This window comes from Citrobacter sp. Awk 4 (assembly GCF_028069725.1).
Taxonomy (GTDB): domain Bacteria; phylum Pseudomonadota; class Gammaproteobacteria; order Enterobacterales; family Enterobacteriaceae; genus Citrobacter_D.
On sequence record NZ_JANEWG010000022.1, the window covers coordinates 44203 to 63372 of the forward strand.

At 50.9% G+C, this 19170-nt stretch carries 20 protein-coding genes; 10 read left to right on the plus strand and 10 right to left on the minus strand.

What is annotated here, in order from left to right:
* Positions 1-762: 762 nt before the first annotated feature.
* From oppA to NNO04_RS11355, 6 genes are all read left to right on the plus strand, one after another.
* On the plus strand, positions 763-2394 hold the full coding sequence (oppA, locus tag NNO04_RS11330) for an oligopeptide ABC transporter substrate-binding protein OppA (RefSeq protein WP_271444738.1): 1632 nt from the start codon (positions 763-765) through the stop codon (positions 2392-2394).
* A 121-nt stretch (positions 2395-2515) separates the two neighbouring features.
* Positions 2516-3436, plus strand: a complete 921-nt coding sequence (oppB, locus tag NNO04_RS11335) for an oligopeptide ABC transporter permease OppB (RefSeq protein WP_271444739.1) — start codon at positions 2516-2518, stop codon at positions 3434-3436.
* Positions 3437-3450: 14 nt separating this feature from the next.
* Positions 3451-4359 (plus strand): oligopeptide ABC transporter permease OppC, encoded by a 909-nt coding sequence (gene oppC / locus NNO04_RS11340; RefSeq protein WP_271444740.1) that lies wholly within the window; start codon positions 3451-3453, stop codon positions 4357-4359.
* An 11-nt stretch (positions 4360-4370) separates the two neighbouring features.
* Positions 4371-5384 carry a murein tripeptide/oligopeptide ABC transporter ATP-binding protein OppD gene (gene oppD / locus NNO04_RS11345; RefSeq protein ID WP_271444741.1) on the plus strand — a complete coding sequence of 338 codons (1014 nt, stop codon included), beginning with the start codon at positions 4371-4373 and terminating at the stop codon, positions 5382-5384.
* On the plus strand, positions 5381-6385 hold the full coding sequence (gene oppF / locus NNO04_RS11350) for a murein tripeptide/oligopeptide ABC transporter ATP-binding protein OppF (protein WP_271444742.1): 1005 nt from the start codon (positions 5381-5383) through the stop codon (positions 6383-6385). Before oppD ends, oppF begins: the two co-directional genes overlap by 4 nt.
* A gap of 46 nt (positions 6386-6431) precedes the next feature.
* Positions 6432-7268, plus strand: a complete 837-nt coding sequence (locus NNO04_RS11355) for an ion transporter (protein WP_271444743.1) — start codon at positions 6432-6434, stop codon at positions 7266-7268.
* Positions 7269-7300: 32 nt separating this feature from the next.
* Here the strand turns inward: NNO04_RS11355 and NNO04_RS11360 are convergent, their stop codons facing one another.
* Together NNO04_RS11360 and cls are read right to left on the minus strand one after the other, a co-directional pair.
* Positions 7301-7630 carry an HI1450 family dsDNA-mimic protein gene (locus NNO04_RS11360; RefSeq protein WP_162383145.1) on the minus strand — a complete coding sequence of 110 codons (330 nt, stop codon included), beginning with the start codon at positions 7628-7630 and terminating at the stop codon, positions 7301-7303.
* Positions 7631-7664: 34 nt separating this feature from the next.
* The gene (cls, locus tag NNO04_RS11365) at positions 7665-9125 is read right to left on the minus strand and encodes a cardiolipin synthase (RefSeq protein WP_271444744.1); all 1461 of its coding nucleotides are present in this window, start codon (positions 9123-9125) and stop codon (positions 7665-7667) included.
* A 143-nt stretch (positions 9126-9268) separates the two neighbouring features.
* On the opposite strand from cls, the gene NNO04_RS11370 reads away from it, so the two are divergent.
* Positions 9269-9442 (plus strand): YciY family protein, encoded by a 174-nt coding sequence (locus tag NNO04_RS11370; protein WP_192612408.1) that lies wholly within the window; start codon positions 9269-9271, stop codon positions 9440-9442.
* A 56-nt stretch (positions 9443-9498) separates the two neighbouring features.
* On the opposite strand, the gene NNO04_RS11375 is transcribed toward NNO04_RS11370, so the two are convergent.
* Entirely contained in the window at positions 9499-9795 is a 297-nt protein-coding gene (locus NNO04_RS11375) for a YciI family protein (protein ID WP_271444745.1), read from the minus strand.
* A 223-nt stretch (positions 9796-10018) separates the two neighbouring features.
* Here NNO04_RS11375 and tonB point away from each other — a divergent pair, with 223 nt between their 5' ends.
* Positions 10019-10729, plus strand: a complete 711-nt coding sequence (tonB, locus tag NNO04_RS11380) for a TonB system transport protein TonB (RefSeq protein ID WP_271444762.1) — start codon at positions 10019-10021, stop codon at positions 10727-10729.
* A gap of 43 nt (positions 10730-10772) precedes the next feature.
* Here the strand turns inward: tonB and yciA are convergent, their stop codons facing one another.
* The 4 genes from yciA to NNO04_RS11400 all read right to left on the minus strand — a co-directional run bounded on the left by yciA (position 10773) and on the right by NNO04_RS11400 (position 13162).
* Positions 10773-11174, minus strand: a complete 402-nt coding sequence (yciA, locus tag NNO04_RS11385) for an acyl-CoA thioester hydrolase YciA (RefSeq protein WP_162383149.1) — start codon at positions 11172-11174, stop codon at positions 10773-10775.
* A gap of 220 nt (positions 11175-11394) precedes the next feature.
* Entirely contained in the window at positions 11395-11934 is a 540-nt protein-coding gene (locus NNO04_RS11390) for a septation protein A (protein ID WP_162383150.1), read from the minus strand.
* 54 nt (positions 11935-11988) lie between these two features.
* Positions 11989-12732, minus strand: coding sequence for a YciC family protein (locus NNO04_RS11395; protein WP_271444746.1), 744 nt, complete (start codon positions 12730-12732; stop codon positions 11989-11991).
* Positions 12733-12757: 25 nt separating this feature from the next.
* Entirely contained in the window at positions 12758-13162 is a 405-nt protein-coding gene (locus tag NNO04_RS11400) for a YkgJ family cysteine cluster protein (RefSeq protein WP_271444747.1), read from the minus strand.
* 282 nt (positions 13163-13444) lie between these two features.
* On the opposite strand from NNO04_RS11400, the gene ompW reads away from it, so the two are divergent.
* Together ompW and NNO04_RS11410 are read left to right on the plus strand one after the other, a co-directional pair.
* A complete protein-coding gene (ompW, locus tag NNO04_RS11405; RefSeq protein ID WP_271444748.1) occupies positions 13445-14083 on the plus strand; it encodes an outer membrane protein OmpW in 639 nt (212 codons plus the stop codon).
* A 216-nt stretch (positions 14084-14299) separates the two neighbouring features.
* Positions 14300-15769, plus strand: coding sequence for a GGDEF domain-containing protein (locus NNO04_RS11410; protein ID WP_271444749.1), 1470 nt, complete (start codon positions 14300-14302; stop codon positions 15767-15769).
* A gap of 32 nt (positions 15770-15801) precedes the next feature.
* Here the strand turns inward: NNO04_RS11410 and trpA are convergent, their stop codons facing one another.
* The 3 genes from trpA to trpCF are packed head-to-tail and all read right to left on the minus strand — an operon-like array spanning position 15802 to position 19170.
* Positions 15802-16608 carry a tryptophan synthase subunit alpha gene (gene trpA, locus NNO04_RS11415; protein ID WP_271444750.1) on the minus strand — a complete coding sequence of 269 codons (807 nt, stop codon included), beginning with the start codon at positions 16606-16608 and terminating at the stop codon, positions 15802-15804.
* The gene (trpB, locus tag NNO04_RS11420) at positions 16608-17801 is read right to left on the minus strand and encodes a tryptophan synthase subunit beta (RefSeq protein ID WP_271444751.1); all 1194 of its coding nucleotides are present in this window, start codon (positions 17799-17801) and stop codon (positions 16608-16610) included. Before trpB ends, trpA begins: the two co-directional genes overlap by 1 nt.
* A gap of 10 nt (positions 17802-17811) precedes the next feature.
* Positions 17812-19170 carry a bifunctional indole-3-glycerol-phosphate synthase TrpC/phosphoribosylanthranilate isomerase TrpF gene (trpCF, locus tag NNO04_RS11425; protein WP_271444763.1) on the minus strand — a complete coding sequence of 453 codons (1359 nt, stop codon included), beginning with the start codon at positions 19168-19170 and terminating at the stop codon, positions 17812-17814.

A 19170-nucleotide genomic window follows, 5' to 3' on the forward strand; every position in this document is an offset into this window, starting at 1 on the left:
ACATCTTTCATAGAGACGGAGTCAACATTGACTCCGTTTTTTTACGCCATCAGTAAAGGCGATCCCATGCGTTGAAAATTAACGTGAGAAAAGAATCAACATGAAAGCATTTCGATTTAATTTCTTGTTGATTTAACGGGGTTTTATTCAATTTTTATGTATTAAAAATACGCGTCTCACTGTTATTTTATTTACATCATGCCAGGGGGCTTGATGAAGGATTATCGAAATGTTATTAGTTATTTCAGCGCCACGCCAGATGAATGTGCTAAATAATGACCAGTTGTTAAATTTATGTGCACATCAGTCTTCACTTAACGCCTGGGGATGTCGACGGGAATGTGTTTGCGATAACTTATTGATAAAAGTGACTTATCATCGATATTGCTCTCTCAAACGATGTCTTCAGGCTGGTGTGTTTTTTTCTACAAAAGAGAATTAGTTAACAAATCTGTAAATTGTATTGGCGGTTAAGAAACGCATTTGGTACTTTCCGGCGAGATATTTTCAGCAGATCTCACGTAGTTGAGAACTATTGTCAATAAAACGATTTACAGAATAAAAGCGCGTCTCTGACAGGGGAGGCGTAGACGGAATCGACGTAAGACGATCATTCGAATCGTCAAAATAAATAAAGTCGGTGATAGCAACGTAGTAAACGAACTGACAGCAGCAAAATCTCCGGTGCTGTACAGAAACCCTAACGGGATTAAACAGGCTGGCTAAAAAGCCAGTAATTATAATGAGTGGAGTACAAACACAATGTCTAACATCACAAAAAAAAGTTTAGTAGCTGCGGGGATTTTAACTGCGCTGGTCGCCGGAAACGTTGCAATGGCCGCGGATGTACCGGCTGGCGTTCAACTCTCCGATAAGCAAACTCTGGTGCGCAATAATGGTTCCGAAGTTCAGTCTCTCGACCCGCACAAAATTGAAGGGGTACCGGAGTCGAACATTAGCCGCGATCTGTTTGAAGGCTTATTGGTAAGCGATGTTGAAGGACATCCGTCAGCAGGTGTTGCAGAAAAATGGGAAAACAAAGATTTTAAAGTCTGGACCTTCCATCTGCGTAAAAATGCCAAATGGTCAGACGGCACGCCGGTTACCGCACATGACTTTGTTTATAGCTGGCAACGTCTCGCCAACCCGAATACCGCGTCACCTTATGCAAGTTATCTCCAGTATGGGCATATCGCGAATATTGACGATATTATCGCGGGTAAAAAACCATCAACCGATCTCGGCGTAAAAGCGATTGATGATAATACGTTCGAAGTCACCCTGAGCGAGCCGGTTCCCTATTTCTATAAACTGCTGGTTCACCCGTCCGTTTCTCCAGTACCTAAAGCCGCTGTTGAAAAATTTGGTGAGAAGTGGACTCAGCCCGCCAATATTGTCACCAATGGTGCGTACAAACTGAAAGATTGGGTGGTGAACGAGCGTATCGTGCTTGAGCGCAATACGAACTATTGGGATAACGACAAGACGGTTATTAATCAGGTCACTTATCTGCCTATCTCTTCCGAAGTCACTGATGTTAACCGCTATCGCAGCGGCGAAATCGACATGACCTACAACAACATGCCGATTGAATTATTCCAGAAGCTGAAGAAAGAGATCCCGGATGAGGTTCGCGTCGATCCTTATCTGTGTACTTACTATTACGAAATCAATAACCAGAAAGCACCGTTTAATGACGTTCGTGTTCGTACCGCACTGAAAATGGCGCTGGATCGCGATATCATCGTCAACAAAGTGAAAAATCAGGGCGACCTGCCAGCCTATAGCTACACCCCTCCGTATACCGATGGCGCAAAACTGGTTGAACCGGAATGGTTTAAGTGGTCACAGGAAAAACGTAACGAAGAAGCGAAAAAACTGTTGGCCGAAGCGGGCTTTACTGCTGATAAGCCGTTAACGTTCGACCTGCTTTACAACACCTCCGATCTGCATAAAAAGCTGGCGATCGCAGTGGCTTCCATCTGGAAGAAAAATCTGGGCGCTAATGTGAAGCTGGAAAACCAGGAATGGAAAACGTTCCTCGATACCCGTCATCAGGGAACCTTTGATGTGGCACGTGCTGGCTGGTGTGCGGATTATAATGAACCGACATCCTTCCTGAATACCATGCTGTCTGACAGCTCGAACAACACCGCTCACTATAAGAGCCCTGCGTTCGATAAGCTGATTGGCGACACGCTGAAGGTCACTGACGAAGCGCAGCGTACCGAGCTGTACACGAAAGCAGAACAGCAACTTGATAAAGACTCTGCAATTGTGCCGGTTTATTATTACGTTAACGCTCGCCTGGTGAAACCCTGGGTAGGCGGTTATACCGGTAAAGACCCGATGGATAATATCTACGTTAAAAACTTGTATATTATCAAGCATTAATGGCAAGACGTGGGGCAAACGAGTTTTGCCCCACAGTGTCTTTTTTTCATCGCACTATAAACACCTCAGCTGAGTTCGTTTGACGCAGAGGTGTAAAGGCACACGCCAGAAGGTACGGGCAATGTTGAAATTTATTTTACGTCGCTGTCTGGAAGCGATTCCAACACTCTTTATTCTTATCACTATTTCATTCTTTATGATGCGTCTTGCGCCGGGAAGTCCTTTCACCGGTGAACGCGCGCTGCCGCCAGAGGTTCTGGCGAATATTGAAGCGAAATATCATCTGAATGACCCCATCAGTACGCAGTATTTCAGCTATCTGAAGCAGTTGGCGCACGGTGATTTTGGGCCTTCTTTCAAATACAAAGATTACACGGTCAATGACCTGGTTGCCTCAAGCTTCCCGGTGTCGGCAAAACTGGGCGCCGCTGCCTTTTTCCTCGCAGTGATTCTCGGCGTAAGCGCGGGGGTCATCGCCGCACTTAACCAGAACACGCGCTGGGATTACACGGTGATGGGGGTGGCTATGACCGGGGTGGTTATCCCCAGCTTCGTCGTGGCCCCATTACTGGTGATGATATTTGCTATCACGCTCAAATGGCTGCCCGGCGGAGGCTGGAATGGCGGGGCGTTGAAATTTATGATTTTGCCTATGGTGGCGCTGTCACTTGCCTATATCGCCAGTATCGCTCGTATTACTCGTGGTTCGATGATTGAAGTACTGCACTCCAACTTTATTCGTACCGCTCGGGCGAAAGGGTTGCCGATGCGCCGGATTATTTTCCGTCACGCGTTAAAACCCGCGTTGTTGCCTGTTCTGTCTTATATGGGACCGGCGTTTGTCGGCATTATTACAGGCTCGATGGTCATTGAGACAATCTATGGGTTGCCGGGGATCGGCCAGTTGTTCGTTAACGGGGCGTTGAACCGTGACTATTCGCTGGTACTGAGTCTGACCATTCTTGTGGGGACGCTGACCATTGTGTTTAACGCTATCGTCGATGTGCTGTACGCCGTCATCGATCCGAAGATTCGTTACTGATACTGGAGCTCGCTATGATGTTAAGTAAGAAAAACAGCGAGACGCTGGAAAACTTCAGTGAAAAGCTGGAGGTCGAAGGCCGTAGTCTTTGGCAAGACGCCCGTCGTCGTTTTATGCACAACCGTGCGGCGGTGGCCAGTCTCGTGGTTCTGGTTGTCATCGCGCTGTTTGTCGCGCTGGCACCGATGTTGTCGCAGTTTACCTATTTCGATACGGACTGGGGCATGATGTCGAGTGCGCCAGATATGGAATCGGGTCACTATTTCGGCACGGACTCTTCCGGACGCGACCTGCTGGTGCGTGTGGCGATCGGTGGGCGTATATCGCTGATGGTTGGGATTGCCGCTGCGCTGGTGGCGGTGTTCGTAGGGACGTTATACGGCTCGTTATCGGGCTATCTTGGCGGCAAAATTGACTCTGTCATGATGCGCTTGCTTGAAATCCTCAACTCCTTTCCGTTCATGTTTTTTGTTATTTTGCTGGTGACTTTCTTTGGTCAAAATATCCTGCTGATTTTTGTGGCGATCGGGATGGTGTCCTGGCTGGATATGGCGCGTATTGTTCGGGGCCAGACATTAAGCCTGAAACGTAAAGAGTTTATTGAAGCGGCTTTGGTTGGCGGTGTTTCCACGGGCAGTATCGTGATTCGCCATATCGTACCTAACGTTCTGGGTGTGGTAGTTGTGTATGCCTCACTGTTGGTGCCGAGCATGATCCTGTTCGAATCCTTCCTGAGTTTCCTCGGGTTAGGCACCCAGGAGCCGTTGAGCAGTTGGGGAGCCTTGTTGAGCGATGGTGCCAACTCAATGGAAGTTTCACCGTGGCTGCTGCTCTTCCCGGCAGGTTTCCTCGTGGTGACGTTATTCTGTTTTAACTTTATTGGCGATGGCCTGCGTGATGCCCTCGACCCGAAAGACCGTTAAGGAGTGCAGCCATGAGTGTAATTGAAACCTCAACCGCGCCGCTCGCGCAGCAACAGGCTAACGCACTGCTGAACGTGACAGATCTTCGCGTGACATTCAGTACGCCAGACGGTGATGTTACCGCGGTTAACGATTTAAACTTTTCGCTTCGCGCAGGGGAAACGCTCGGGATTGTTGGTGAGTCAGGTTCTGGCAAATCACAGACGGCGTTTGCGTTGATGGGACTGCTGGCGGCAAATGGACACATTGGCGGTTCAGCGAAGTTTAATGGTCGCGAAATACTGAACTTACCCGAGCGCGAGCTAAACAAACTGCGTGCTGAGCAAATATCGATGATTTTTCAGGATCCCATGACCTCACTGAACCCGTATATGCGGGTCGGAGAGCAGTTAATGGAAGTTCTGATGCTGCATAAAGGAATGAGTAAAGCTGAGGCATTTGAAGAGTCTGTGAAAATGCTGGATGCGGTCAAAATGCCGGAAGCGCGTAAGCGCATGAAAATGTTCCCGCATGAATTTTCTGGCGGTATGCGCCAGCGCGTCATGATCGCGATGGCGTTGCTTTGCCGCCCTAAATTACTGATTGCCGATGAACCTACTACGGCGCTCGATGTCACCGTTCAGGCACAGATTATGACGCTGTTGAATGAACTCAAACGTGAATTTAACACCGCCATTATCATGATCACGCATGACCTCGGCGTGGTGGCAGGCATTTGCGACAAAGTTCTGGTGATGTACGCGGGGCGTACGATGGAATATGGCAATGCACGCGACGTGTTTTATCAACCCGTTCATCCGTATTCTATCGGCTTGCTCAATGCTGTACCGCGTCTGGATGCGGAAGGGGAATCTATGTTAACGATTCCTGGTAACCCGCCGAACCTGCTGCGTTTGCCAAAAGGCTGCCCATTCCAGCCTCGCTGCCCTCATGCGATGGAAATATGCAGCAGTGCGCCTCCTCTTGAGGAATTTAGCCCTGGCCGCCTGCGCGCCTGCTTTAAAGCGGTGGAGGATCTGGTATGAACGCGGTGACTGAACAACGAAAAGTGCTTCTCGAAATTGCCGATCTGAAAGTGCACTTTGACATCAAAGACGGTAAACAATGGTTCTGGCAACCCGCGAAAACCCTGAAGGCGGTCGATGGCGTGACGCTGCGACTGTATGAAGGGGAAACGCTGGGCGTCGTGGGCGAATCAGGCTGCGGAAAATCAACCTTCGCCAGGGCGATTATTGGGCTGGTGAAAGCCACTGACGGCAGAGTGGCCTGGTTGGGTAAAGATCTGCTGGGAATGAAGCCGGAAGAGTGGCGCGCGGTGCGTAGCGATATCCAGATGATTTTTCAGGACCCGCTGGCTTCGCTGAATCCGCGTATGACGATTGGGGAAATTATTGCCGAACCGCTACGGACCTATCATCCCAAACTGTCGCGTCAGGAAGTGCGTGACCGTGTGAAGGCGATGATGATGAAGGTAGGACTTCTGCCAAACCTGATCAACCGCTATCCGCACGAGTTTTCCGGCGGGCAATGCCAGCGTATCGGTATTGCGCGAGCGTTGATCCTTGAGCCAAAGCTGATTATTTGTGATGAGCCGGTTTCCGCGCTCGACGTTTCCATTCAGGCTCAGGTAGTGAATCTGCTGCAACAATTACAGCGTGAAATGGGGCTTTCACTGATTTTCATCGCGCACGACCTGGCGGTGGTGAAACATATCTCCGACCGCGTTCTGGTAATGTATTTGGGGCATGCAGTGGAACTGGGCACCTATGACGAGGTGTACCATAATCCTCTGCATCCCTATACCAAAGCGTTAATGTCGGCAGTGCCGATCCCGGACCCTGATCTGGAAAAGAACAAATCCATTCAACTGCTGGAAGGGGAGTTACCGTCGCCAATTAATCCGCCATCAGGCTGTGTATTTCGCACGCGTTGCCCCATCGCCGGGCCAGAATGTGCTAAAACGCGGCCAGTGCTGGAGGGCAGTTTCCGACATGCTGTTTCCTGCCTGAAAGTAGACCCGTTATAATGGTGAGGGCCGACATGATGTCGGCCCTTATCATTGCGAGGTCACTGTGTCGCTCAACATCTCTTCAGTTCGTCAACGTCTTTATCATCTCTTATTCGATCTGAATACACGTTCTGGTCGCCGCTTTGAAGGGTTATGCGGTCTGTTCGCGCTGATTAGCGTCTTAATCATCTTTGTTGAATCAGGCCTGGGGACGCAATATCACCTGTCCTATAGCGAATGGCACACGTTTGTCTGGCTGGAGTTATTTGTGACGCTGGTATTCACCGGCGAATATCTTCTGCGATTATTAACCTGGCCGAATCCAGCGAAATATGTCTTCAGCTTCTGGGGATTCATTGATTTAGCCACCATACTGCCACTTTATGTCATGTGGTTGTGGCCGGAGATCAGTCTCAATTATGTTTTTGCGTGGCGGGCAATGCGAGCGATTCGTGTCCTGCGGATCCTGAAACTATTGCGTTTTATGCCCTCATTACGGGTGTTCTGGAGCGCAATAATGAGTGCGCGTCATCAGTTGATTCTGTTTTATTCGTTTATTGCCATTGTGATGATTATTTTTGGCGCGCTGATGTATTTGATTGAAGGGCCGCAATATGGATTCACGACGCTAAATGCGTCGGTTTACTGGGCGATTGTAACGGTAACAACGGTGGGCTATGGCGATATTACACCGCATACCCCATTGGGGCGTGTTGTGGCATCGGTGCTTATTTTAATTGGTTATTCTGTTATTGCGATTCCGACCGGTTTAATCACCACGCATATGAGCACGGCGTTTCTGAAACGTAATCAACAGCGGAAATGCCCGAGCTGTCAGCAGGGGCAGCACGAATACAGCGCGCAGTATTGTAATCGGTGCGGGAGTAAGCTGCCGGAGTAGATGAAAAAAAAGCCGCGTTAGCGGCTTTTCACTTATTCGCGCCAGAGAATATGGCACAGTTTGTGATCTTTCTCGCGACACAGCAGCACGCGGGCAAAGATGTCGTTAATCTCACCGTCTTCGCTGTCTGCCAGACCAATCACCACTTCGGCAAAAAAGTCAGGATTCAGGTCAAAATCAACGTGCTCCTGCCAGTCTTCTGCCGGGTCAAACAATTCTGCGCCGCCGCGTTCTTCGAACTGAAGGTTGAACAGAATAATGTCTGCCGGGTCGAGGTTATCGGCGGCCAGCTCAAGAAAAATATCGTAAGCCTGCTCAAGGGTTTCATCCTCAGTCAGGCGATTGTTCAGATCCATATCCATAATGACTACCTGTTTATCGTCGCTTGCGCACGTTTTACAGCAACGGGCTGAAGAAGTAAAACAGTCGCTCGGTGATCCGTTGCCACAAGGGGCGTTTTACCCACAACTGCGCATCCAGCAGGCGTGAACGTGAGATGTAATCATCCTGAACGGCGGCGAGATCGCCACCGAATCCGGCGTCGTCAATAACCAGCGTTATCTCAAAGTTGAGCCATAAACTGCGCATATCCAGATTGACGGTGCCGACCAGACTCAGTTCGCCGTCAACCAGCACGCTTTTGGTATGTAACAGTCCCCCTTCAAACTGGTAAATTTTGACCCCGGCAGATAACAGTTCGCTGAAAAAGGCACGACTCGCCCAGCCGACCAGCATGGAATCATTTTTACGCGGAAGAATGATACTGACATCCACTCCGCGTTGCGCCGCGGTGCAAATCGCGTGCAGCAGATCGTCGCTGGGCACGAAGTACGGGGTGGTCATAATCAAATATTCACGTGCAGAATAGGTGGCGGTCAGCAGCGCCTGGTGGATCAGGTCTTCGGGGAAGCCCGGTCCGGAGGCGATAGTGTGAATAGTATGTCCGCTGGCCTCTTCAAACGGCATGATATTCTGGTCAGGCGGAGGAGGCAGGATGCGTTTACCGGTCTCAATTTCCCAGTCGCAGGAGTAGACAATACCCATCGCTGTCGCCACGGGACCTTCCATTCTTGCCATCAGATCGACCCATTGCCCAACGCCCGCATCCTGTTTGAAAAAACGCGGATCGACCATGTTCATGCTGCCGGTATACGCAATGTAATTGTCGATCATCACCATTTTGCGATGCTGGCGTAAATCCATACGGCGTAAAAAGACACGCATCAGATTGACTTTGAGCGCTTCGACGACCTCGATGCCTGCGTTACGCATCATTGCCGCCCACGGACTGCGAAAGAAGGCGACGCTGCCAGCGGAATCCAGCATCAGACGGCAGTGAATACCGCGGCGCGCGGCGGCCATCAAAGACTCCGCGACCTGATCGGCCATCCCGCCGGGCTGCCAGATATAAAACACCATCTCAATATTATGGCGCGCAAGCTGGATATCGCGGATCAGCGCCTGCATAACATCATCGGAATCGGTCAGCAGTTGCAGTTGGTTTCCCTTCACGCCCGCAATACCCTGACGGCGCTCACAAAGTTTAAACAATGATGAAGCAACGCTACTGTTTTCCTGCGCGAAGATATGTTTGCAAGCCTTGAGATCGTTCAGCCATTTGGCGGTCGACGGCCACATGGCTCTGGCGCGTTCGGCACGACGCTTGCCCAGGTGGAGTTCACCAAACGAGAGATAAGCAATAATCCCTACCAGCGGCAGAATATAGATAATCAGTAGCCATGCCATCGCGGAAGGAACTGCGCGTCGTTTCATCAGAATGCGCAACGTCACGCCGGCAATCAGAACCCAGTATCCGAGAATGACCAGCCAACTCACCACTGTGTAGAAGGTTGTCATAACATTAAAAATCCTTTTGAAAGCGTATTGTTATGAGTTTACGCATCAGGATTCATCTGGCAAATAAAAACGCAGGAAAAGCGCTGGTCTGAGTTTGGTGAGGGCGTATAATGCCCGCTTCCTGCACTGTAAGAGTCGTTAACATGAAACGTAGTAGAACGGAAGTGGGACGCTGGCGTATGTTACGTCAGGCTAGCCGCCGTAAAGCGCGTTGGCTTGAAGGACAGTCGCGTCGCAATATGCGTATCCACTCAATCAGAAAGTGTGTTCTCAATCATCAACGTAACTCGTTGCTGTTTGCGATCCACAGCATCTGATTAAAATAAGGGCACCGTATTCGGTGCCCAACGATTTCAGTGGTGTCCAGTTGGACTCAAAACACCTTTTTGTAGGGTTTAACTGAAACCTGTGCGTAGACACCCGCGGCGACATACGGGTCCCCTTCTGCCCAGGATTGCGCAGCTTCCAGAGATTCAAATTCAGCAATCACCATCGAGCCGGTAAAACCCGCAGCACCGGGATCGTTGCTGTCGACTGCAGGCATTGGGCCTGCCGTGAGCAGACGACCTTCATCATGTAGAAGTTGCAGACGCGCCAGATGCGCAGGGCGGACGGAAAGGCGCTTTTCGAGAGAATTGGCAATATCCTGAGCGTAGATGACATACAGCACGGGGAGAGCTCCTTAATGGGTAAAAGTCGTTAATTACGTTATTGGAAAGGACTCTCAACTGCAACGCAAAGATGACGGGTTTGTTAAGGCGCACAGTTTGCATGGCTTTTTGGGGATAATATTGCCTTTTAGATGCCTCACATTGTGATGTCTTATTGAATATGATTGCTATTTGCATTTAAAATCGGGGCCTGGTTTTTTAACTGAAACGATTATGACTTCAATGACCCTTGATTTACCTCGTCGCTTTCCCTGGCCGACGTTACTTTCCGTTGGCGTTCATGGTGCTGTAGTGGCGGGACTGCTGTATACCTCGGTACATCAGGTTATTGAACTGCCTGCGCCCGCGCAGCCGATCTCCGTCACCATGGTCTCGCCTGCCGATCTTGAGCCACCTCAGGCCGTCCAGCCGCCGCCACAACCTGTTGTCGAGCCTGAACCAGAGCCGATCCCTGAACCGCCAAAAGAAGCGCCGGTCGTGATTGAGAAACCGAAACCAAAACCGAAACCAAAACCGAAACCGGTGAAGAAGGTTCAGGAGCAGCCGAAGCGTGATGTGAAGCCGGTCGAGTCGCGTTCGTTGACGCCGTCTGAAAACACCGCGCCTGCGCGTCCGACGACCAGTACCGCGCCCGCCACCAGCAAACCTGTGGTCAGTGCGCCAGCGGGCCCTCGAGCGCTAAGCCGTAATCAACCGCAGTATCCGCCGCGTGCGCAAGCGTTGCGTATCGAAGGGCGGGTCAAAGTGAAATTCAACGTGACGTCCGACGGGCGTGTTGAAGATGTTGAAATACTCTCCGCGCAACCCGCCAACATGTTTGAACGGGAAGTGAAAAACGCGATGCGCAAATGGCGCTACGAAGCCGGGAAGCCAGGCTCCGGGTTGGTCGTGAATATTGTTTTCCGCCTCAATGGCACAACGCAGATTGAATAAGCGTGATGATGAATAAAAAGCCTCCACATTTGGAGGCTTTGTTTTACTGCTGAACGGGTAACGCGCGGGGCTTGCCGTCTTTGTCTACCGCAACATAAATAAACAGCGCCTCGGTTGCTTTGTACCGCTGTCCAATCGGTTCAGAAGCCACCTTTTTAACCCACACTTCGATGTTGATGCTGACGGAGGTTGTACCGCGTTTTACACAGCGGGCGTAACAGCACACGACATCGCCCACCGCGACAGGGCGTAAAAACGTCATTCCCTCGACGCGCACGGTCACCACGCGGCCATGGGCAATTTCTTTGGCCTGAATGGCACCGCCAATATCCATTTGCGACATTAGCCAGCCGCCAAAAATATCGCCATTGGCATTCGTATCAGCAGGCATGGCCAGAGTGCGTAAAACAAGTTCGCCCTGGGGGACATTATTCGTTGTTGTCATTGTAGAACCGACTATAGAAAAAAATTACAGGCGCGATGCTACTATGATTTGCAGATTGAGAACAGAGGAGATACGCCGCGCACCGCGGGTGTCCCGGCAGCTAAGAAGCAAAGGGTGACATTTCCACCATCGCTTTATGATTTATGCAATCTGTGCAGCAGAATACGGGGAATAACGCAGAAAAGAGAAGCGCCAGAGGAAATATCTGGCGCTGGAGAGATTACGATTTGTCTTCCTGGGGGAGATGGCGGTAGATATAAACGCCGCTCAACAGGGTGAAAATCAACGTTAATGCGGTCAGGCCAAAGACTTTAAAATTGACCCAAATATTTTGCGGGAGCCAGAACGCGATGTAGATATTCGCAAGGCCGCACAGGATGAAAAAGACCGCCCACGCCAGGTTTAACTTCGACCAGACAGGCTGCGGGAGCGTAAGCTCTTTCCCCAGCATGCGCTGAATTAATGGCTTTTTCATTATCCACTGGCTTACCAGCAATGCGCCGGCAAACAAGCCGTAAATCACCGTCACCTTCCATTTAATAAATTCATCGTTATGGAAGAAAATGGTCAGGCCGCCAAACACCGCCACCAGAATAAAGGTAATCAACGCCATCTTCTCAACCTTGCGATAGCGCACCCAACTGTAAATCAGGACAATTGCGGTGGCGACGATCAGGGCTGAGGTTGCCGCATAGATGTCATAAATCTTGTAAAAGGCAAAAAAGACAACCAGCGGTAAAAAATCAAGAAACTGCTTCATTCTTCGATTCCGTAATTAACATGCATCGGCTGGAAAGCGCCGACGCACACAGGGTTATTGGCGAATCAACATATACAGGCGGAATAAATAGATGAGCAAAACCGCAGAGATCAAATTGCTCAGCGTATTCGCCACCACCGCGCCTACGTTCGGAGTCAGCACTGCAAAGTTAGGTGCAAAGAGCAGAAGCAACGTTTTTGCCAGCAACCAACTGATCACTGCGGGCGCAACCAATCGCATATTAGACCACGCAAGACGCATGCTGTTGCGCATGGCAGCAAAAATACCCATTTTGTCCTGAACCAGCATGACAGGCGCCAGTGCGAGGAGGATCGCCATGAGAATACCTGGCACTACAACCAGCATAATACCGAACTGCACTAACAGCGTCGTCAGGAAAATCAGTATAAACAGCTTAGGCAAAACAGGGGCGCTGGCGCCAATGGCGCGTAATGCACTGACCCGATGACCGGCCGAAATCAATTGAATCATCAGCAATACGCCGCCTGCCAGAATGGCATTGCCGATGAGACCTGAAAACGTCGAGGCAGCAGAAGCACGTAACAAGATCTGCTGCTGTTCCGGCGTCATGTTTTGCACCAGATCGAACAATCCAACGCTACCCGCCAGATGGTCGCCTTCGCTGAGTTGCGCAATTTGCGCGTCGCTGGGGGAAAAGGCATGACCTAAAACCACCGTGATAAACGCGCACAGCAGTGATACCAGTAAGATGGTAACAAATTGATTACGGAAAAAATTTCCCGTGTCACGGTATACGGACTTCGCCGTGATAGACATGCACTCTCCTTGAGTTCTGCAGGTGTTAATTAGCGGGCAATTGTACCCTGGATAACCCGTGAGTGGCAGCATCAAGGCTTGTATGGAAAAGCATATCTTTGTAAAGCGGAGGTAATCCGTATCGGGCGCGGGCTCGGTTACAGGCTTCGTTGATTTCGCCATCTTCACCTGACATGGCAAATTCCCGGCAGGTGGAAGGGCGATTTTCATAGATAGTACAGCTGACATGTTCTCCGGGTGAACCGGACAACGCGGCGCAGCGAGCCTGTTTTTGGTTGGTACCCGTCATACAACGTAAAAAGGGACTCACCGGTTCCGTCAGATGAGCAGGGACGGTGCCGCCAGCATCACTGCCTTCAGCCCAATAAAAAGAGACACGAAAAAACGCACAACAGGCACCGCACGTCATGCACGGGTTGAGATCGCTCATGATTTCACCTGCAACAAGATAACGCATCAATTCAATTGTGAGAGAGCTAAATTAGCGCTCTGTTTCAGGAAGGGCAAGAGAGGCGCATCTGAATATTTTCAGTGTGAAAATATATCAAATTTGATCTGTATCAGTTTAACCAGGATTTTGAATGCAAGTTCTAAATTAATCCAGATCAATAAATGTTAAATTACAAGATGTAATGTGATCTGTGTTGGATCACTTTTTACTCCATTGTGGGTATATTCGTCACGCTTTTATAACCATAACGATGGAGCGGACATGAAAAAATTAACAGTGGCGGCGTTGGCAGTAAGTACTCTTCTCTCTGGCGGGGTTTATGCGCATGAAGCGGGCGAGTTCTTCATTCGTGCAGGTACGGCGACAGTTCGACCGACCGAAGGGGCGGGCGGTACGCTAGGCAGCCTGGGCGGGTTTGATGTTAGCAACAATACGCAACTTGGCCTGACATTCACCTATATGGCAACTGACAATATCGGTATCGAATTGCTGGGCGCGACGCCGTTCCGTCATAAGATTGGAACTTCATCAACCGGTGACATCGCTACCGTTCACCATTTGCCGCCGACATTAATGGCTCAGTGGTACTTTGGCGACGCCAGCAGCAAACTGCGTCCGTACGTCGGAGCCGGTATTAACTACACCACTTTCTTCGATACTGGCTTTAACGACAAAGGAAAAGAGACCGGATTGTCTGATCTGAGCCTGAAAGACTCTTGGGGCGCGGCAGGACAAGTGGGTGTGGATTATCTGATCGACCGTGACTGGCTGATCAACATGTCCGTTTGGTACATGGATATCGACACGACCGCGAACTATAAACTTGGCGGCGCTCAGCAACATGACAGCGTTCGCCTCGATCCGTGGGTGTTTATGTTCTCTGCGGGTTATCGCTTCTAAAATCCTCAGCACATCGAAAAAGGCTGGTTGCATTGCTACCAGCTTTTTTTTTCGTCTCTTGCAACGCGTTTTTTTATTTTTCCCCTCGCTTAACTCTCTGAAATGCTAACATTAGTAAAATTATCGCCGTCTCTGGCAAGCAGATTTCAGGGATGCTATGCAACACAATAAACGAGCGACCGATCGTGCAGTGCTGTTAATGAACTGGGTGGACGCGTGAAGATTGTGCAGGATGGGCTGAGAAACCGGCAGGCATTGCTCATCTCAGGGCTTATCACGTTGCTTTTTACCTCATTGTTCATTTTTGTCATTTATGAACAGCGACTTGCGGCGGCCAGTGATGGGATGAACCGCCTGCAGACGCGGATGATAGATATTTTTAACGACAACGAACTGATCGCGGATGCGACAGGTGAACGTTACCATCAGATTAAAAATGCCGGCATGTGTGGCGATACTTCGCTGTTTGTTCCCAGAGATAACGATGGCTGGGGAATTAATGCGGACAGCAGCCGGGTCCATTCGGCGACGGGGTCGATGGTAGCGAAACATACCGGTATTAACGCGCTATGTATGTTTACTGCAGCCGAATTTATCCGTGACAGGGTCAATACCCTTAATCCCGGAAATTATGATGCGCACCGCTATATCATCGCCAAAGATGCCGATTACTTTTATTGGTTTACACCTGCAGACTCACGGATGTTTCACTTTGCCAACTCAGAAATGGCAAAAGATATTGGCAGCTTCTTTTACCCACCGGTTGATTTTTATACCCGCCTGTTGGAAAAAAACGTCAAAACCAAGGCGCTGAGTTCCACCAATTTCTATACCGATAAAATTACCGGCGAAAAAGCATTTAGTGTTGTGAGTTATATTTACGACCTCTCCGGTAAAGAGATCTCCGATCATATTGTGGCCTATCTTGTCTACGACCACGCCAGACCAGAGTTGCAAGAAGCCCTGGCTAACGCCTTTGATAACCAGATACCGCATGGGCTTAATGTGGCGCTGGTGAATGCAAAAACCGATGAATCGCTCTGCCTGACCGGTAACTGTTCGTCGATGGGCAAAAGCATCGTTAAAATATTGTCTGAAAAGTATGCGTTCAAATATACGATCTCACTCGGTCGTTTTGTCACGCATGACATCCAGGCGGGTATTGCGATCCTGTTGGCGCCTTTCTTTTTTATCATCCTTAGCCTTGGGCTGAAATCATGGCTCAACGAAAGCGATCTCAAGATTTATATCGACCCGTTGACGGGGGGCTTTAACCGCAAGATCCTCGATATTATTAAACGTCGTGTGCTATCACATTGCGCGGTGATCCTGTTGGATTGCAATAAATTCAAAGCGATCAACGATACCTGGGGACATGTGGCTGGCGACAGAGCGTTACAGGTTATCGCTAACCGCATGCTTTCCAATACCCGCACCAGCAATGACATAGTGATCCGCACGGGCGGTGATGAGTTTGTGATTCTGCTTTACCGGGCAAACGCCAGTGATGCCATCGCGGTTGCGGAACGCATTGCCAGTCAGGTGCGGGAATATGCGTTTTGGGTTAACAGCAATCAGGTGCCGCTGTCGGTGTCCTGGGGCGTTGCGGAAGTGGACGGCGCGTTAGATGCGGCGATCCAGTTGGCAGATAATGAGATGTACAAAATGAAACAGGCGAAAGGGTAAACCGCCAGAGGTGTTCTGGCGGTTGCCGGACATTACGCGCGTGTTGCCGCTTTCATTGCGCTGACGAACGTTTTTAGCTCGGCCAGCATCTGTTCGGGTTTATCGAGGTTTTTCTCGATAATTTTCACAATCGCCGAGCCGGAAATTGCCCCTGCTGCTCCAGCCTCAATGGCCCCAGTGACCTGTTCGGGAGAAGAGATCCCGAAACCCTGTAACGGTGGGGCAGCGTTGTACTCTTTCAGTTTTTCGACCAGATGGTGTAACGGTAGCGCGGCACGGTTTTCCGCCCCCGTCACCCCTGCACGGGAGAGTAAATAGGTGTAGCCGCGACCCCTGGAGGCAATCTGGCGCAGAAGTTCATCATCGGCATTCGGCGGGCAGATGAAAATCGGCGCAACGTTGTGGCGTAATGCTGCCTGATGGAAAGGCGCAGACTCTTCCACCGGTACGTCGGCAATCAGCACGGAGTCGACGCCGACCTTTTCGCACTGGGCGTAAAATTCGTCGATCCCTTTGTTGAAGACCAGATTGGCGTACATCAACAGCCCCACAGGAATGGTCGGGTGCTTCTGGCGGATTAACGCCAGCATCTCAAAACATTGCGTCGGGGTAACGCCTGAGGCAAATGCGCGCAGCGTGGCTTCCTGAATCGTCGGACCATCAGCCAGCGGATCGGAGAACGGTATCCCGAGTTCAAGGGCATCGGCACCCGCCTCGATCAGCGTATCGATAATTTTCAGTGATTGCTCAACCGAAGGGTCGCCCAGCGTGACAAAGGGAACAAATGCGCCTTCTTTACGATCCTTCAGCTGTGCAAATACGTTTTCGTAGCGTTCCATCAGATTTCCCCTCGCGCTTTCAGAATGTCGTGTACGGTGAAAATGTCTTTGTCGCCGCGACCGGAAAGGTTAACCACCAACAGTTGCTCTTTTTCCGGGGTGTCGCGCATCATTTTTAACGCATGCGCCAGGGCGTGGGACGACTCCAGCGCCGGGATAATACCTTCATGCAGGCACAAGGTTTTGAACGCTTCGAGCGCTTCATCATCGGTGATCGACACGTAATCGGCACGACCAATACTGTTCAGATAAGCGTGTTGTGGTCCGACAGACGGGAAATCCAGCCCGGCAGAAATGGAGTAAGACTCTTCAATCTGGCCTTCTTCCGTCTGCATCATCGGCGCTTTCATGCCGAAGTAGATCCCTACGCGACCGTGTTTGAGCGGCGCGCCATGCTCACCGGTTTCGATCCCGTGACCGCCTGGCTCTACGCCAATCAGTCCCACGCTGGTTTCGTCAATGAAATCAGCAAACATACCGATCGCATTTGAACCACCGCCGACACAGGCGATAACCGCATCTGGCAGACGACCTTCTTTTTCCAGGATCTGCGCTTTGGTTTCTTCCCCAATCATGCGCTGGAACTCACGCACAATGGTCGGGAACGGATGCGGGCCTGCGGCCGTGCCGAGCATATAGTGTGCGGTGTCGTAGCTGCCAGACCAGTCACGCAGCGCCTCGTTACAGGCATCTTTCAGGGTTGCGGAACCGCTGTGAACCGGGATCACTTCAGCCCCCATCAAACGCATACGGAACACGTTAGGCGACTGGCGTTCAACATCTTTCGCGCCCATGTAAATGCGGCATTTCAGACCCAGCAGCGCACTGGCAAGTGCGGAGGCCACGCCGTGTTGACCCGCGCCGGTTTCGGCAATAATTTCGGTTTTGCCCATCCGCTTAGCCAGCAGTGCCTGACCCAGCACCTGGTTGGTTTTGTGCGCGCCTCCGTGCAGCAGATCTTCACGCTTCAGGTAAAGAGTGGTACGGGTGCCTGCGGTGATGTTCTGGCATTTGGTGAGCGCGGTCGGGCGTCCGGCATAGTTTTTGAGCAGGTCGGTAAACTGCGCCTGAAACGCTGGATCTTTCTGCGCGCTGACGAACGCTTCTTCCAGTTGACGCAAGGCAGGCATCAGAATCTGTGGCACGTACATGCCGCCAAATTCACCAAAGTACGGATTCAGTAATGTTGTCATGTTTTCTTCCTTAATAAGCGCGCAGTGTCTGAAAGACCGAGGTCAGCAGACGCGCATCTTTGATGCCCGGCTGCGACTCTACACCAGAATTAAAATCGAGGCCGGCACAGCCGGTTTTAGCCGCGTCTACGCAGTTATCTGCGCCTAATCCGCCAGCCAGAAAAACATTGTCCAGCGTCTGACCCTGCAGTAATGACCAGTCAAAACGTTGACCTGTACCACCCTGGCCGTTATCCAGAACGTACTTATCAATATGCTGATAATCGCGGGCAGGAAGCGTATCGCCGACGCTCAACGCTTTCCAGATTTGCACCTGTTCAGGCAACGCAGCACGCAGCGCATTCACATAGGCCTGATCTTCATGACCATGCAGTTGTACCGCCTTGAGCGACAGCGTGGTGGCTTTCTCGCAAACCTGCGCAATGTCCGCATCACGAAAGACACCAACATACCGTAGCGGTGCCGCCGCCATCACGTCCCGTGCCTGCTCAACGCTGACGGCGCGAGGAGAAGATGCCACAAAAATCAACCCGCCATAAATGGCGCCAGCGTCATAAGCGGCTTTTGCATCCTGAGGGCGGGTCAGGCCGCACACTTTATTCTCACCCAGCAGCACCCGGCGCACGGCCGCGTGGAGATTGTCCTCAGACATCAGCGCAGACCCGATAAGAAAGCCGTTGGCAAAGTGGCTTAGTTCGCGCACCTGACCGTAGGTGTTGATTCCGGATTCGCTGATCACGGTCACGTCATGACCCAGACGTGGCGCAAGCTGCCGGGTTCGGTTCAAATCAATCGACAGGTCGCGCAGGTCGCGGTTATTGATGCCGACAACTTTTGCGCCCAGAGCTATGGCGCGCTCCAGCTCTTCTTCGTTGCTCACCTCGGTCAACACGCCCATTTTTAAGCTGTGCGCCACGGTGGCAAGCTGGCGATACTGTTCGTCATCCAGCACCGAGAGCATCAGCAGGCAGGCATCCGCCTGATAATGACGCGCCAGGTAGATTTGGTAAGGGTCAATAATGAAGTCCTTACACAGAATCGGCTGCGGCGCGATGGCGCTGACCACCGGCAGAAAATCAAAACTGCCCTGAAAATATTTCTCGTCGGTCAGGACGGAAATCGCCGACGCATAGTGCTTGTAAACACCAGCTATCTGCGCCGGGTCGAAATTCTCCCGGATCACGCCTTTCGAGGGAGAAGCCTTTTTACACTCCAGGATAAACGCGGTACGCGCTCCGGCAAGTGCATCATAAAAATGTCGTGAACTCGGCTGGATGTCGTTCTGGAAACTGGCCAGCGGTTGCTGCTGCTTACGGGCTTCTACCCAAATCGCCTTATCTGCGACGATTTTCGCTAAAACGGTCTGCAT

What these genes read in the sequence shown, in the direction of transcription:
- oppA (WP_271444738.1), top strand. Translation starts at nt 763, where the DNA reads ATGTCTAACATCACAAAAAAAAGTTTAGTAGCTGCGGGGATTTTAACT.
- oppB (WP_271444739.1), top strand. Translation starts at nt 2,516, where the DNA reads ATGTTGAAATTTATTTTACGTCGCTGTCTGGAAGCGATTCCAACACTC.
- oppC (WP_271444740.1), top strand. Translation starts at nt 3,451, where the DNA reads ATGATGTTAAGTAAGAAAAACAGCGAGACGCTGGAAAACTTCAGTGAA.
- oppD (WP_271444741.1), top strand. Translation starts at nt 4,371, where the DNA reads ATGAGTGTAATTGAAACCTCAACCGCGCCGCTCGCGCAGCAACAGGCT.
- oppF (WP_271444742.1), top strand. Translation starts at nt 5,381, where the DNA reads ATGAACGCGGTGACTGAACAACGAAAAGTGCTTCTCGAAATTGCCGAT.
- NNO04_RS11360 (WP_162383145.1), bottom strand. Translation starts at nt 7,630, where the DNA reads ATGGATATGGATCTGAACAATCGCCTGACTGAGGATGAAACCCTTGAG.
- cls (WP_271444744.1), bottom strand. Translation starts at nt 9,125, where the DNA reads ATGACAACCTTCTACACAGTGGTGAGTTGGCTGGTCATTCTCGGATAC.
- NNO04_RS11370 (WP_192612408.1), top strand. Translation starts at nt 9,269, where the DNA reads ATGAAACGTAGTAGAACGGAAGTGGGACGCTGGCGTATGTTACGTCAG.
- tonB (WP_271444762.1), top strand. Translation starts at nt 10,019, where the DNA reads ATGACCCTTGATTTACCTCGTCGCTTTCCCTGGCCGACGTTACTTTCC.
- yciA (WP_162383149.1), bottom strand. Translation starts at nt 11,174, where the DNA reads ATGACAACAACGAATAATGTCCCCCAGGGCGAACTTGTTTTACGCACT.
- NNO04_RS11390 (WP_162383150.1), bottom strand. Translation starts at nt 11,934, where the DNA reads ATGAAGCAGTTTCTTGATTTTTTACCGCTGGTTGTCTTTTTTGCCTTT.
- NNO04_RS11395 (WP_271444746.1), bottom strand. Translation starts at nt 12,732, where the DNA reads ATGTCTATCACGGCGAAGTCCGTATACCGTGACACGGGAAATTTTTTC.
- NNO04_RS11400 (WP_271444747.1), bottom strand. Translation starts at nt 13,162, where the DNA reads ATGAGCGATCTCAACCCGTGCATGACGTGCGGTGCCTGTTGTGCGTTT.
- ompW (WP_271444748.1), top strand. Translation starts at nt 13,445, where the DNA reads ATGAAAAAATTAACAGTGGCGGCGTTGGCAGTAAGTACTCTTCTCTCT.
- trpA (WP_271444750.1), bottom strand. Translation starts at nt 16,608, where the DNA reads ATGGAACGCTACGAAAACGTATTTGCACAGCTGAAGGATCGTAAAGAA.
- trpB (WP_271444751.1), bottom strand. Translation starts at nt 17,801, where the DNA reads ATGACAACATTACTGAATCCGTACTTTGGTGAATTTGGCGGCATGTAC.
- trpCF (WP_271444763.1), bottom strand. Translation starts at nt 19,170, where the DNA reads ATGCAGACCGTTTTAGCGAAAATCGTCGCAGATAAGGCGATTTGGGTA.